Annotated in this window: 6 protein-coding genes and 1 tRNA gene; 2 read left to right on the top strand and 5 right to left on the bottom strand. The window is 71.6% G+C overall.

What is annotated here, in order from left to right; translation table 11 throughout:
• Positions 1-49: 49 nt before the first annotated feature.
• A complete protein-coding gene (locus tag ACFWM7_RS10260; RefSeq protein WP_383257576.1) occupies positions 50-1,354 on the bottom strand; it encodes a DUF2254 domain-containing protein in 1,305 nt (434 codons plus the stop codon).
• A 164-nt stretch (positions 1,355-1,518) separates the two neighbouring features.
• Between ACFWM7_RS10260 and ACFWM7_RS10255 the strand changes: the two genes are divergently transcribed.
• Positions 1,519-1,606 (top strand) — tRNA-Leu (locus tag ACFWM7_RS10255).
• Between the two features lie 207 nt (positions 1,607-1,813).
• Here the strand turns inward: ACFWM7_RS10255 and ACFWM7_RS10250 are convergent.
• The 4 genes from ACFWM7_RS10250 to ACFWM7_RS10235 form a co-directional block, all read right to left on the bottom strand.
• The gene (locus ACFWM7_RS10250) at positions 1,814-2,614 is read right to left on the bottom strand and encodes an ABC transporter permease (protein ID WP_383257573.1); all 801 of its coding nucleotides are present in this window, start codon (positions 2,612-2,614) and stop codon (positions 1,814-1,816) included.
• Positions 2,611-3,633: an ATP-binding cassette domain-containing protein gene (locus ACFWM7_RS10245; RefSeq protein WP_383257570.1), complete on the bottom strand. Its 1,023-nt coding sequence runs from the start codon at positions 3,631-3,633 to the stop codon at positions 2,611-2,613. Before ACFWM7_RS10245 ends, ACFWM7_RS10250 begins: the two co-directional genes overlap by 4 nt.
• 66 nt (positions 3,634-3,699) lie before the next feature.
• Positions 3,700-3,906: an MbtH family protein gene (locus ACFWM7_RS10240; protein ID WP_383257568.1), complete on the bottom strand. Its 207-nt coding sequence runs from the start codon at positions 3,904-3,906 to the stop codon at positions 3,700-3,702.
• Positions 3,903-14,351 (bottom strand): amino acid adenylation domain-containing protein, encoded by a 10,449-nt coding sequence (locus tag ACFWM7_RS10235; protein WP_383257565.1) that lies wholly within the window; start codon positions 14,349-14,351, stop codon positions 3,903-3,905. Before ACFWM7_RS10235 ends, ACFWM7_RS10240 begins: the two co-directional genes overlap by 4 nt.
• 499 nt (positions 14,352-14,850) lie before the next feature.
• Between ACFWM7_RS10235 and ACFWM7_RS10230 the strand changes: the two genes are divergently transcribed.
• Positions 14,851-15,159: a hypothetical protein gene (locus ACFWM7_RS10230; protein WP_383257563.1), complete on the top strand. Its 309-nt coding sequence runs from the start codon at positions 14,851-14,853 to the stop codon at positions 15,157-15,159.
• Positions 15,160-15,340: the final 181 nt, after the last annotated feature.

Raw genomic sequence — 15,340 nt, 5'->3', positions numbered from 1 at the left:
GGAGAGATCCCGGCGGGCCGGGCCGCACCGCACCGCACACGTTTCTCCCCTACCCGATGCCCTGCCGGTCCGGAAGCAGGGCGAACGCGCGGTCGGCGGCCACCGGAACGGCCCGCTCCATGGTCTGGACGAGCAGCTCACGATGTCTGGCCAGGGATTTCCTCCGGTCCTCCGGCACGATCAGCAGCAAATCATCGAGTCCCGCCATGAGCCGCCGCGTGACCTGGGGGCTGCCGGCGACACACCAGCGGATCTCCTCGAAGGCGAGATCCACCAGGTCGTCCCAGCCGGGACCGTCCTGCACGAGCCGCACCCGCCCGGCCCGGTCCCGGTGATGGACGGTGCCGAGCGGCAGACGCGCCACGGCCGCGAGGAACTGCACGATCCGGTCCAGGCACTGCACAGCGGTGGTCGGATCGTTCACGGACGTGGAGAGCGCCCGCAGCGCGATGTCCGCGAGCTGACGCAGCCCGAACGCCAGATCCTGGTGCAGCGTGCGCTCCACCGAGACGGAGACGGCGGACCGAAGCCGGAGCCGGGGCGGCACGGCCCCGCCGTGGACGGCGAGCATCGGCGTCCCCGGCACGACGAAGTCCCCGATACGGGGGATCACCCGCAGCACCACGCCCTGCCGCCGCGCGGCCCGGACCAGCCGCGCCGTGTTCACGTCCCGCAGCACCCCGGCGCGCCCCTCGTACACGACGCGCGCCGTCTCGGGCTCCAGCTCGTCGTCCCCCCGCGGCCCCCGCGGCATCCTGCCGAGCACCTGGAACGAGTCCCTCGCGATCCGGTCGACGACCGGCCCCACCTGCATCAGCCGCAGCGTCGAGCTGACGTAGACGACGAAGAGCAGCAGACTCATCCCGACGAGCACCAGGATGAGCAGGCTCTGCACCAGCGGGACCGACACCACCCGGCGCGGGTCCGTCTCGCTCTCGTACGAGGAGAGCACCAGCAGCGACACGAGGAAAGTCGCCAGGAACACCGTCAGGGTGAGCTTGCTGATCCGGCTCCTGACGAAGATCCGCACCACGCGGGGGGTGAGCTGACCGCTGGCCATCTGCACCGCGACCAGCGAGATGCTGAAGACGACACCGATGAACGTCATCATGGCCGAGCTGACGGCGGTCACCACGGTCTTCGTGTCCTGGGAGAACCCAATGAGATCCCCCAGCTCGTCGTACGCCTCCTCCCGCTGGAACAGCCCGACGATCGCGTTGTCGAGTTCGGTGGCGACGAACCACAGCACGAACACACAGACGAACCCCATGGTCGGGGCGAACCAGAACGTGTCGCGCAGATGCTCGCGCAGAGGGGACAGCGGGCGGGGCCGACGGTAGCGGCGATCACTCATGAACGCGAAGGTAGCCCCGCGACCTCCGAGGACCGGGGAGGCCGACCGCCCACCGGCCCGCCGCACCGCACTGACCACCGGATATGCGGGTGAAGGGCACGCCGAACCCCTGGTATTGTTTTCCATGTCGCCGCGGGAAACACACCGCGAACGACAGACACCTTGTCCGGGTGGCGGAATGGCAGACGCGCTAGCTTGAGGTGCTAGTGCCCTTTATCGGGCGTGGGGGTTCAAGTCCCCCCTCGGACACCAGGGTCAACCGACCAAATAGAGCCGGCCAAAGCGACACTTTGTCGCTTTGGCCGGCATTGTTGTTGTGGTGGACGTGATCTGGCCCTCTGCGGGTTCGCAGAGGGCCAGAGGTGTTTGTGCTGTTCAGGTGCGGGGCGACGGGCGGATCGGAGCAGTGCCAGGTGCCGTCGATGAGGAGGGCGCCGGCGTGCGAGAACCTCACGCCGTCTATCCGAGGGTGATGCGCCTGAATCGGTTCAGGGCGAGGAACATGAACGTGCCCGTGACGAGAAAGGCGCAGGCCACGGCATAGGGGAGGGCGTGGACGACGGGCCAGGCGTCGCTTGTCGGGAGACTCGTCGGTGGCGGGTTGCCGAAGAGCTGTCGGACAGCGGTCGCTGTGGCGGAGACCGGGTTCCACTCCGCGACGGTCCGCAGCGGGCCGGGCATGGTGTGGGTGGAGACGAACGCCGAGGAGACGAAGGTGACGGGGAAGAGCCAGATCAGCCCGGCGCTCTGCGCGACCTCGACGCTGCGGGCCATCAGTCCGATCGCTGCCCCCACCCAGGACATGGCGAAGGCGAAGAGCAGGATCAGCAGATAGGCCAGGAGTGCGTCGACCGGCGAGGCGCTGACCCGCCAGCCCACCAGAAGCCCGCACAGGGAGGTGACCACCAGGGTCAACGCGCTCATGGTCAGATCCGACAGGGTCCGCCCCAGGAGGACTGCCATGGCGGGCATCGGCAGCGATCGGAAGCGGTCGACGATGCCCTTGTCCATGTCGTTGGCCAGTCCCAGCGCGGTGAACGCGGAGTTGAAGGTGACGGCCTGGGCGAAGATGCCGCCCATCAGGAACGTCCGGTACTCGGCTCCGCCGAGGCTGCCGCCGAAGACGTAGGCGAGCAGCAGGACGAACATCACCGGCTGTACGAGCGCGGCGATGACCGATCCGGGGGTCCGACGCAGGTTCAGCAGATTGCGCCAGGCCACGATGGAGGAGTCGCGGCCCAGCCGCTGGACGGCGGTCACCGGTCACCCCCGCCGACGGTGGCGGTCCCCGATGAGGCCGCAGGACGGGCCGTTGTCCCGCCCGGGGCGAGGGGGCGGCCGGTGAGGGAGAGGAACACGTTGTCCAGCGTGGGCGGCGCCAGCGCGACGTCCCGGACGACGATACCGGCCAGGCGCAGGCAGCCGAGCGCGTATTCCAGGCTCTGGGCTCCGTGCTCGGTGGGGACGGTCAGGCGGCCGGTGCGCGGGTCGAGGTCGGGGCGGTGATCGCCGAGCGTGCCCAGTATCTCGGCCGCGGCGACGCGGTGTGCGGGTTCCGCGACGGTGAGCGAGAGGCGCTCACCTCCCACCCGTGCCTTGAGCTCGGCCGCCGAGCCGCGCGCGACCACGTGTCCGTTCTCGATGACGACGATGGCGTCGGCCAACTGGTCGGCCTCCTCCAGATACTGGGTGGTGAGCAGCACCGTCGTACCGTCGGCGACGAGGTTCCTGACGGCCTGCCAGGTATCGGCCCTGCCTCTCGGGTCGAGCCCCGTCGTGGGCTCGTCCAGCACGACCACGGCCGGCCGCGCCACCAGCGCGCCGGCCAGGTCGAGCCGTCTGCGCATCCCCCCGGAGTACGTCCTGCTGGGCACGTCCGCGGCGTCCTCCAGGTCGAAGTCGCTCAGCAGCTGACCGGCTCTGCGGCGGGCGGCGTGACGGCCGAGCCCGTAGAGCCGCGCGACCAGGTAGAGGTTCTCCCGTCCGGTCAGCTTCTCGTCGACCGCGGCGTACTGCCCCGACAGTCCGAGGTCGCGGCGTACGGCCTCCGGTTCGGCGAGGACGTCGTGACCCGCCATCCAGGCCCGGCCGCTGTCCGGCCGCAGCAGCGTCGACAGGATCCGCACTGTGGTGGTCTTCCCCGCACCGTTCGGGCCGAGGACCCCCAGCACGGTGCCGGGCGCCGCTTCGAGGTCCACACCGGCCAGTGCCTGCTTACTCCCGAAGCGTTTGGCGAGCCCTTCGGCGCGTATCGCCGGACGGGTCGGAGGGGAGGTCATGGATACCTTTCGAAGTGCGTGGAGCGGACGGGCCCTGCGTGTGCCGCCGGTGAGGAGAGGGCCGGGTCACGCCACCCTCGCGCGGGCGCTCCTGGGCGTGATATCGGTCCAGTTGGCCTCCACGTACTCCAGGCAGGAGGCGTGCTCCGCCGGGCCGAACACCTCGTCCCAGCCGGCGGGGACCGACGCGAACGACGGCCACAGGGCGTGCTGTCCCTCGTCGTTGACCAGGACGCGGTGCTGGGTGCGGGGGTCGTCGAAGGGGTTCGTCATGACAGATCTCCTCGTTCGGTGTGATGGCCGGTGTCGAGCATGGCCGAGACAGTGGTGCCGATCTGCTCCCGCGCTGCGGGCTGCATCATCTGGGCGTGCGCGCACGCCACGTCGTGGTTCTCGAGGGGGCCGTCGATGTACGGGGCCCACAGGGACAGGCCGAAGATGTCCCGGGGGCGGCCCTCGGTCGCGGTGAAGAACAGCACCGGACCGTGAAACACCCGGGGGGTGTACTTCCTCATCAGCCGGGCCTGGCCGGCGAAGTTGTCCACCATCGCGTCGATCGTGGCCGGTTCGAGCGCCCCGAGCGGGCTCCCGTTCGCGAGGAACTGATCGCGTACGGCGGCGGCTTCCACCGGTCCCTCCCCGTCCAGGACCTCCTGGCCGACTCCCATGTTGGAGAGCAGGGCCCGGAAGACGGTGTCCCGGCTCGCGCTGTCCAGGTCGTCCAGCGGGGCGAGCGGGAAGGCGTCCAGGATCGTCAGCAGGGCCACCTCCTCGCCCGCCTCCTGGAGCTGGACGGCGACCTCCTGCACGACGTTGCCGCCGAAGGACCAGCCGAACAGGTGGTACGGGCCGTGCGGCTGGACGGCCCGTAGCTCCGCCACGTACACGGAGGCCATCGCCTCGATGCTGTCCGGGAAGGGCTCGGTGCCGTCCAGGTTCGGGGTCTGGAGCCCGTAGACCGGCCGGTCGTTGCCGAGGTGGGGGAGCAGACCCGCGTAGGACCAGGCCAGTCCGCCGGCCGGGTGGACGCAGAACAGCGGCGGCAGGCTTCCCCTGGTCCGCAGAGGCAGCAGCGTCGCCAGCGGGTTGTCCTGAACGCCGGCGCCGATCCGTTCCGCGAGCGCGGCGACCGTGGGCGCCTCGAACAGACTGCGGATGCTGACATCCGCCCCCAGGGCGTCACGGATGCGGCGGATCAGACCCGCCGCCAGCAGGGAGTGGCCGCCCAGGGCGAAGAAGTCGTCGTCGATGAGTACCTGCTCGCGCTCCAGTACCTGGGCGAACAGTGTGCACAGCACGTCCTCCCGGGGGTTACGGGGGCTGCGCCCCGGGCACGCGGATGCCGCCTGCGGGGCGAGGCCGGGCAGGGCCTTGCGGTCCAGCTTCCCGTTCGGTGTCAGGGGGATGCTGTCCACGGCGACCCAACCTGAGGGGACCATGTACCCGGGCAGCCGGACCGTCGCGTGCTCCCGCAGCCCGTCCAGCCGGTCGGCGTCGGACCTCGCGGGGCCGACCGGCGTGGCGCGGTCCATGGCATCGCTTCCGGCCGGGACGGCGTGTTGTGCGGTGAGCACCACGTACGCGGCCAGGCGGGAGCCCCCGGAGCCCTCGCCGTGTGCCACCACCGCCGCCTGGGCGACGTCGGCGTGCTCTGCCAGCACGGCGGCGATTCCCTCCGGCTCCACCCGGAACCCGCGCACCTTGACCTGCCCGTCGGCCCGCCCGGCGAATTCCAGGGCGTCGTCACGCCTGCGCACGGCCCGGTCTCCGGTGCGGTACATCCGCGTCCCGGCGGGTCCGTGGGGGTCGGGCACGAAACGCGCCGCGGTCTCCGCGGACTGTCCGTGGTAACCGAGGGCCAGGCTGTCCCCGGCCAGGTAGAGGTCGCCGGTCACTCCGACCGGGACCGGCCGCAGCCGGTCGTCCAGGAGCCGTACGGACGTCCCCTCGACCGGGGTGCCGAGCACGGGCCGTTCGGTCGCCCGTACGTCGGCGGTGAGGGTGTCCACCGTCGCTTCGGTGGGCCCGTAGAAGTTCCACGCGGTCAGGCCCGGACGGGACCGCAGGTCGTCCCAGAGCACGGCCGGGACGGCCTCGCCGCCCAGGACGATCACGGACGGGGCCCGGCCGGACCCGGCGAACAGCCCGGCATCCAGCAACTGCCGCACATGTGTGGGCGTGGACTCCAGCACGTCCAGGCCCAGGACGCGTACCGCCTCGACGAGGGCCTCCGGGTCTCGTCGCGTCAGATCGTCCAGCACATGCAGCCGGTGCCCGTCGACCATCCAGAGCACCGGATCCCACGCGGCGTCGAAGGACAGGGCGGTCGTCAACGCGACATCGAGCCGGGGCTTTCCGGCGGCCCGGACCGACGGCCCGAAGAGATGACGCCGATGGTGTTCCAGCAGCCGGGCGAGGGAGCCGTGCCCGACCAGGACTCCCTTGGGCCGGCCGGTCGAACCCGAGGTGTGCAGGAGATAGGCGGGCTCAACGGGGCCCGGCCTGACCCGCTCCCGCAGGGGCGAGGGTGCGGTGGAAAAGTCCGGGGAGTCCAGGTTCAGGCGGTGCCATCGGCCCGATGCCCGCGTGTGCGTGGCGTCCGCCGTGAGTACGGTGTGCGGGCCGGCGTCGGCCAGCACCGCGTCGATCCGGCCCTGCGGAAGGGAGTCGTCCACGGGGACGTGGACGGCCCCCGCCTTGAGCACCGCGAGGAGTGCGGCGATCGAGTCAGTGCTCCGCGGCAGCAGTACGGCCACCCGGTCTCCCGTCACCGCACCGGCCCGGGCGAGCAGTGCCGCGATCCGGTCGGAGCGGGCGTCCAGTTCCGCGAAGGAGAGGCTGCCGTCCGGGGCGGTCACCGCGATGTCACCGCTACGGGCCGCAGCCACGGTGGCGGCGAACCGGTCCAGCACCGTCATGGGCGGTACGGTGTCGTGGCGGACCAGGTTCCCGCTCCCGCCCAGGGCCAGCAGCCGTCGCTGTTCTTCGGCGCCGGTCAGCGGCAGGTCGCCGACTGCCGTTGCGGGATCGCGTACCGCGTGCGCGAGGAGGCGGGTGAACCGCTCGGTGATCCGTACGGCGGTCTCGGCGTCGAACAGGTCCTGGCTGAACTCCAGCGTTCCGTCGAGATGGGGGCCCTCGTCCCCGGCCGACGTCCGTTCGGTGAAGGAGAAGGAGAGATCGAACTTCGCGCCTCCGGTGTCGACCCCCTCCAGCCGGGCCTCCAGACCGGGCAGGTCCAGTCGGGGCGGCCGGTGGTTGTTGAGGGTCAGCATGACCTGGAAGAGCGGGTGGCGGGAGAGTGAACGCGTCGGCCGGACGGCCTCCACCAGCCGCTCGAAGGGAAGCTCCTGGTGTGCGTAGGCGGACAGGTCTGTCTCCCGTACCCGGGAGAGCAGTTCGGTGAAGTCCGGATCGCCGCCCAGGTCCGTCCGCAGGGCGAGGGTATTGACGAAGAAGCCCACCAAAGGGTCGAGTGCCTCGTCGGCCCGCCCGGCCACCGGGGTGCCGATGGTCAGATCGCTGTCGGCGCCCATCCGGTGCAGCAGCGCCGCCAGGGCGGCGTGCAGCACCATGAACGTGCTGCTGGCGGTCGACCTCGCCAGCCGCGCCACGTCCGCCATGGTCTCCTCCGGTACGCGTACCGGAACCGTGCCCCCGAGACCGCCCGGCGAGGCGGGCCGTGGACGGTCGGCGGGCAGGACGGTCTCCTCAGGAGCGCCGGCCAGACGGTCCTTCCAGAAGGCGAGCTGGGCCGACGCCGCGGAGGCGGGATCCTCGAAGCTGCCGAGCAGGTCGCGCTGCCAGAGCGTGTAGTCCGCGTACTGGACCGGCAGCGGCGCCCAGCTCGGCGCCCGCCCGGCGGACCGCGCCGCGTAGGCGCCGGCCAGATCCTGCGCCAGAGGTCCCATGGACCATCCGTCGGCCGCGATGTGGTGGACGGTGACCAGCAGGGTGTGCCGGTCCTCACCGCTCCGGAACAGGATCGGCCGCAAGGCAACGTCCCGCATGAGGTCGAAGGGCACGGCCGCCGCCTCGCGCATCGCCTCGCGCAGGTGCGCATCCTCGGCCTCGACGACCGGGAGGTCCGGCAGCGCGTCGCCCGGCGCGAGGACATGCTGACGCGGACTGCCGTCGCCGGGCTCGATCACCGTGCGAAGGCTTTCGTGTCGGGTCAGAACATCACCCAGAGCGCGCCGCAGGGCGTGCCGGTCCAGGCTGCCGTCGAGACGCACCGCGAACGCCATGTGGTAAGCCGCCGCTCCCGGGTCCAGCTGGTGCAGGAACCACAGGCGCTCCTGCGCCGCGGAGAGCGGTGGCCGTTCCGGGCGCGGCGCTCGCCGTAGCGCGGGCCGCGCCCGGCCCGCTCCCTCCAGCCGCTCCGACAGCGCCGCGGGCGTCGTGGACTCGAACAGCGCCCGCACCGGGAGTTCGACCCCGAACGCGGAGCGGATCCGGCCGATCAGTCGGGTCGCCAGGAGCGAGTGGCCCCCCAGCTCGAAGAAGTCGTCGTCAGGGGAGACCTGTTCGTGCTCCAGGCTCTCCGCGAACAGGACGCAGAGGATCTCCTCCCGGGCGGACCGCGGGGCCCGCCCCGCTGTCCCGGTGCTCCCGGCCGGGGAGGTCAGCGGCAGCGCGGTGAAGTCCACCTTTCCGTGCGGAGTGAGCGGAAGGGCGGCGACCGGGACGATCAGCGAAGGGACCATGTGGGCCGGCAGCCGCTGTGCGACGAAGGCGCGCAACTCCCGCGGTGGCAGGTCTCGATGACCGGTGGCCACGACCCAGGCAACCAGTTGCGCCTCCTTCCCCTCGGAGCCGGAGCCGGAGCCGGAGCCGGAGCGAACCGCGACCGCCGACTGCGCGATGTCGCTGTGGGTATTCAGGGCCGACGCGACCTCGCCGGTCTCGATCCGGAAGCCGCGGATCTTGATCTGCCCGTCGGCGCGGCTCAGGTACTCCAGGCGCCCTTCGACCCGGCGCACCAGATCGCCGGTGCGGTACATCCGGGAGCCCGGCGGCCCGTACGGATCGGGCAGGAAGCGCTCCGCCGTCGCACCGGAGCGGTTCTCGTAGCCCCGGGCGACGCCCGGACCCGACAGATAGAGCTCCCCCGTCACCCCGGGGGCGACCGGCTCCAGCCGCGGGTCCAGGACCCGGGCCCGCGCACCGGTCACCGGATGGCCGAGGTGGGGTCGCACACCGGGCAGGACGCGGCCCATCACACTGTCGACAGTCGTCTCCGTGGGGCCGTACAGATTCCACACGGCCACGTCGGACAAAGCGGCCATTTCCCGCCACAGTGGTGCGGATACCGCTTCCCCACCCAGTGCCAGCACGCGTGGCCGAGGCCGCCCGGGAGCGAACAGGCCACAGGCACGCAGCTCCTCCACGAACGAGGGGGTCGTCTCCACGACATCGATCGCCCGCTCGTGGAGCAGGGCGGCGAGCGACTCCGGATCCCGGCGCGTCACGTCGTCCACGAGGTGCAGTTCGTGGCCCGCGATCATCCACAGCAGCGGGTCGAGGGAGGCGTCGAACGTCATCGCGGCCGTGTGCGCCACCCGAAGCGGCAGCCCATGGTTGTCCGCCTCGGCGGGGCCCATCAGCCGATCGCGGTGATGGGCGAGCAGCGCGGCCAGGGACCGGTGCTCGACCACGACGCCCTTGGGCAGCCCGGTGGATCCGGAGGTGTACAGCACGTACGCGGCGTCGCGGCCGCGGGGCGGGAGCGGCATGCTCTCCGGGACGGTGCCTTCCTGCTCGGCCCCGTCGAGCAGGAGGACGTCGGCCGTCTCCGGAAGAGCCTCCCGGATGGTGGCGGTGGTCAGCACCAGGCGCGGGGCGGCCGTATCGAGGATCAGCGAGGTGCGGGCCGCAGGCTGTACCGGGTCGAGCGGGACGTACACCGCTCCGGCCCGCAGGATGCCCAGCATCGCCACGACGGCGACGGAGGTGCGCGGCAGGGCCACCGCCACCCGGTCACCGGAGCCGACCCCCCGGTCCCTGAGCGAGGCGGCCAAGCGGTCGGAGAGCAGGCGGAGTTCACCGAAGGTGAGGCGGGTGTCGGCTGCCACGACCGCGGTGCGGTCCGGCTGGACGGCCGCGCGGGTCGCCAGGACGTCCAGCACCGTCCAGTCATCGTCGCCCGTCCCCGGCGTCGGGCCGAGCGGCTTCCGCGCCGTGCGCGGCAGCTCGTCCAGCGCCGCCGCGCGCTGCGCCGGAGTCAGGAAGCCGGCGTCCGCCATCGGACGGTCCGGCGCGGACAGCAGGGCGCTCAGCAGGCGGGTGAAGTGCTCGGCGAACCGTTCCGCCGTCGTACGGTCGAAGAGGTCCTCGTCGTACTCCAGTTCACCGGTGATCCCGTCGGGGCGGCCTTGGCCGTCGTGGTGCTCGGACAGGTCCCAGCTGAGGTCGAACTTGGAGCCCGTCCGTCCCACGGAGGACTCGTGGCTGACGGCGAGACCGTCGAGACGCGGGCGTGGCGCGGGCGTGTTGTTGAGACTCAGCATCACCTGGAACAGCGGATGGCGCGCGAGTGATCGCGGTGGCGCCAGTTCCTCGACCACGCGCTCGAAGGGGATGTCCTGGTGGGCGTAGGCCTCCAGGTCGGTACGGGCCACCCGCTCCACGAGGGTCCGGAACGCGGGGGAGCCGGAGGTGTCGGCACGCAGGACCAGTGTGTTGACGAAGAAGCCGACCAACTCGGTGAGTGCCTCGTCGGTCCGACCTGCCACCGGGGTGCCGACGGCGATGTCGTCGCCTGCGCCCAGGCGCGACATCAGGGCGGCCAGCGCCGCGTGGAGCACCATGAAGGAGCTCGCGCCGCAGTCCCCGGCCAGCCTTACCAGCGCCCGGTGCTCCTGTGCCCCGAGCCGCACGGGGACGCTCCCGCCCCTCCCGGAGGAGCGGGCCGGGCGAGGTCGGTCCGTCGGGAACGACGACTCCTCAGGCAGCCCGGCCAGAGAATCGGCCCAGGAGGAAAGCTGGCGGCGCGCGAGACTGTCCGGTGCGTCCGGATCTCCGAGCAGTTCACGCTGCCAGAGCGCGAAATCGACGTATTGCACCGGTAGCCGGCCCCACTCGGGCGCCCGCCCCGAGCGGCGCGCGGCGTAGGCGGCGGACAGATCCCGCACGAGGGGCCCCATCGACCATCCGTCGGCGGCGATGTGGTGCAACGTCACGAGCAGCACGTTCTCCTCGGCGCCCAGACGGAACAACCGGGCGCGCAACGGGATCTCGCGTGCCAGGTCGAAGGGGGCGGTGTCCTGGCCGAGCGGCTCGCCGGCTGCCGTGTCCCGCAGCAGCGGACGCGGAAGCTGCGCAGGCGGAAGGATTTTCTGGAACGGGCCCTGCGGGGTCTCCACCACGATCGTGCGCAGCACCTCGTGCCGCTCGACGACGTCATGGAGGGCAAGCTCCAGCGCGTCGCGGTCCAGGGGGCCGCGCAGGCGCAGCGCCACCGGCAGATGGTACGAGGCACCCGCGTCGCCCAGCGTCTCCAGGAGCCACAGCCGCTGTTGCCCGAACGAGAGGGGGAGCCGCCGTGGGCGGGGGTCGACGGCCGTCACCGGCTGCCGGGCCGCGTCGACTTCCCCCAGCGCCGCCATCAGGCCGACGGGTGTGGGAGCGGAGAACAGGGTGCTGATCGGCACCTCCGCGCCGAATTCGCCGCGGATCCGGCCGATCAGCCGCATCGCGAGCAACGAGTGGCCGCCCAGCGCGAAGAAGTCGTCGTCCCGGCCGACGCGTGGCACGCCCAGGCACGCCGCGAACACCTCGCACATCCGGGCCTCCGAGGCGGTGCGCGGAGCGCCTCCGTCGGACGCGACCGGCAGAGCCGGCGGCAGGGCCGCCACATCGAGCTTCCCGTTGGGGGTGAGCGGCAGACGCTCCACCGTCGCCCAGGCCGTCGGCACCAACGGGCCGGGCAGCAGGGAAGCGACCGCGTCACGCGTCTCCGCGTGAGTCGGCGCATCTGCTCCGGCCACCAGGAACGCGGCCAGCCGCTCGGGACCGTCCGGCGCGGTGGTGAGGGCGACAGCGGCGTCCTCGACTCCGGGGACAGAGCGCAGCGCGGCCTCGACCTCCCCGGTCTCGACCCGCACACCGCGCACCTTGACCTGCCGGTCGCTGCGCCCCACGAACTCCAGCGAACCGTTCTCGCCCCACCGGGCGAGGTCACCGGTGCGATACATGCGCGCACCCGGCAGGCCGAAGGGGTCCGGCATGAATCGTTCCGCGGTGAGCCCGGGCCGGCCCGCGTATCCGCGCGCCACGCCCTCGCCCGAGAGGTACAGCTCTCCCACCGATCCTCTGGGCTGCGGGTGCAGGGACGGATCCAGCACATAGGCGCCGGCTCCCGTAACGGGGCGCCCGATCACGGGAGAGTCACCGGTGATCCGGGCGGTCACGGCGTTGACGGTGGCCTCCGTGGGACCGTAGAAGTTGAAGACCAGCAGGTCGGGGTCGGCCGCCAGCTCCTCCCACAGCCCGTCGTCAACGGATTCCCCGCCCAGGGCGATGACACGCGGCCGGTGACTCTCCGAGGTGAGCAGGCCCGAGGCCAGCATCTGCCGCAGGTACGTGGGGGTCGTCTCGATCGCGTCGACACGATGGTCGACCAGGTACCGCACCAGCGCCTGAGGATCACGGCGTACGTCGTCCGCGACGATGTGCAACTCGTGTCCGGCGACCATCCAGAGCACCGGATCCCAGGCCGCGTCGAAGGAGGTCGCGGCGCTCAGCGCGACCCGCAGCCGTCGCCCCAGTGTTTCCTCGGCCAGCGTGTGGGACTCCTGGCGATGGTGCTCCAGAAGGTTGCTCAGGGATCGGTGCTCCACGACGACACCCTTGGGGCGGCCGGTGGACCCGGAGGTGTAGATGACGTACGCGGCGTCATGAGGTTCGGGTCCGGCCGGCTCCCCGCCCGCCCCGGACAGGGATGTCGAGGGATCGATGCGCGGAATCGAACCCCGCGGGTCGATCGCGCTCGCCGAGGACCCGGTCGCCACCAGTGCGACGGGCCGGGAGTCCTCGATCATGAACGCGAGCCGGTCCGCCGGGTAAGAGGGGTCGAGCGGCAGATAGGCGGCCCCCGTCCGCATCACGGCGAGTATCGCCACGACCAGATCGGTGGAGCGTGGCAGCCCCACCGCGACCCGGGTGCCGGGCCGGGCGCCCCGCGAGGTGAGCACGGCCGTCAGGCGGTCCACCCGGTGGCTGAGTTCGTCGAAGGTGAGCGTCACGCCGTCGCAGACAACGGCGGTGAGGTGCGGAGTGGCCCGCGCCTGCCGGGCGAACTGTTCGGTCAGGGGAGATGGTTCCGGTGCGTCGCTTCCCGGGGGCCGGGCGCCGCCGAGGCCGAGCACCCGCCGCCTTTCGTCCTCGTCAACGGGGCTGACCGCTCCGACGGTTCGCTCAGGGTCCTCCACGAACGCGTCGAGGACCCGGCACAGGCGCTCATGCGGCCCTACGAGGTCCTGCCGGCCGTAGCGCGCGGCGTTGCCCAGCAGATCGACATGGATACCTCCGTCTCCGAAGGAGGCGTGTACGGCCACGGCCAGGTCCTCGACCGGGCCGATCGACAGATTGTGCAGGGTGGCCGGATGAGGGCCGAATCGCAAGGCGTCGTCGAAGGCGAGGATGTTGACGGACGGCCCGGTCAGCGCCGTCGTCGTGCCGGTCAGCCCGAGTTGGTGGCGCAGCCCTTCGGCAGGCCTGCGCTGGTGACGGAGCACCGAACGGGCTTCGGCGGAGGCCCGGCGCGCCAGATCGGCCACCCGGTCGGCGGGGGAGACCGCGAGCCGCATCGGCAGGACCGAGCTGAGCATGGCAGGTGTCGCCCGGGCCGCCGGAGTCCGCCGACCGGTGACAGGCAGACCGAGCACGACCTCGCCGAGCCCTTTCTCCCGGTGCAGGCACAGGGCCAGTGCCGCCATGACGAAGGTCGGCCAGCCGGTTCCGGCCCGCTTTGCGGCGGCCTTCAGCCGTGCCGTCTCCGCCGGGCCGTACACCCGTCGCACCGACGCCGTCCCGTACTTTCCCTTCGCGGCGGAGGGTGCGGGGGCTTCGGGCGGGAGGGCGCCGATCAGGTGTCCCGCCCAGAACCTCTCGTCCCGCGTGCCCTGTTCGGACGCGAGGTAGGCGTCCTCCTCCTCGATGAGCGCGGCGAGGGTGCGCGTGGGGCGCGGCTCGGGAAGGTCGTCCGGGGCGAGGACGAGAGCGGAGTAGACCTCGGCGATACGGGAGAGGGCCAGGACCGCCGCGTAACCGTCGAGGGCCAGGTGGTGCACCTGCTGGTGGAAGAGGTGGCGCGAGGGAGAGAGGCGGTAGAGAGTCAGTCGGACCAGAGGCCCCGCCGAAACGTCTGCGGGCTCAGCCAGACACGATCGCATTCGACGTTGAGCCTCGGCATGCGGATCTTCCTGGTCGGAGAGGTCCACCACCGGCACCGATATGGACGTGCCCTCCCGCACGCGCTGGAAGGGAACCCCGTCCCGCTCACCGAAGGTGGTGCGCAGAGCCTCCATCTCGGCTGTGGCGTGGCCGACGGCGCGGCGCAGCAGGTCCGGTTCCACAGGGCCCCGGATATCGGCGTACTCCGCGATGTTGTACGCCGGATCCGCCGGGTCGAGCCGCTGCGCGAACCAGACCCCCTGCTGAGCGGCGGTCAGGCGCAGGGCGCCCTTCGGGGTTCCGGTATGGGGTACGTCGGTCACGCGTATTCACCTCGGTGGGGGAGACCTGCGATGGCATCGGCCAGAGCGCGCATGCGCAGCAGGGCGGAGCAGGACGGGCGAGGGCCGATTGCGAGGACTGCCGGCCCTGGGGACCGGCGGCGCGCCTCGGGGAGCGACGGCGGATGGCTTGGCGGGACGGCCCGGGACGAGACGGGTATGCGCGCATCACGATCGCGAAGCATCCACTTCTGAGGGTCATGGCATGCTGACAGCCTCCATTGCGCCGGCTTCGCCCCAACAGGGCCTTCACACCAGTCATTCGGAGTCACTTCACCCTCGGATTGCTCGTGTGACGCAGGACACGTGAGCGGACGCCTTTTTTGCAGTTCGCTGGCGTGTATCAGCCAATCGCCGGGCGGTTTTGCGCCAGGCACCCATCCGGAGAAGGCACCGCACCGAAGAAGTGGTGTCCGGGCATTTGTTCGGGCGTCGCGTTCCCGCGTCCCGGTAGCGAACCGGTAGTGAACTGGAGAACCCCATGCAGATCCCCCTTCCCGCTCTGCGGTGGCCGCTCGTCGGAGCCCTCGTCGGCACCGTGCTGCTGGCGGCCGCCCCCGCCGCCTCGGCCGCCTCCCCTTCCGAGGTGGCGCCTCGCCAGGCACATGCTGCTCGCGAGGCCGCACCCGCCACCGGTTCACCGGGCTTCTACCGGGGAATACAGGGCGGGAATCTCTGCCTGCTGGCGCGGTGCACGGTCGGCGAATCCGGCCCCGGCGGCCACACGGGCCCCAGCAACACCCAGGGATTCAACCTCTGCCTTCTCGCCCTGTGCACCGTGCGCCCCTGAACGCCGTTGGCCTTGGCACCATTGAAGGCCCGTGAGGTACGGCTGCCGCGGGACGGTGCTCTCCTGGGCGTCCCGCGGCAGTTCTCCGTGCAGTGGAAGATCGTGGTGCCCGGATTCCTCGCCGCCAGGTCGGCGGACAGGGTGGGTTGTGACCACCGGCCAGTACCGGCTGCCGTCGAAG

This window comes from Streptomyces sp. NPDC058375 (genome assembly GCF_042723425.1).
GTDB lineage: Bacteria > Actinomycetota > Actinomycetes > Streptomycetales > Streptomycetaceae > Streptomyces > Streptomyces durocortorensis.
The sequence above is the reverse complement of the archived record's forward strand: the minus strand, read 5'-3'. Positions and strand labels throughout refer to the sequence as shown.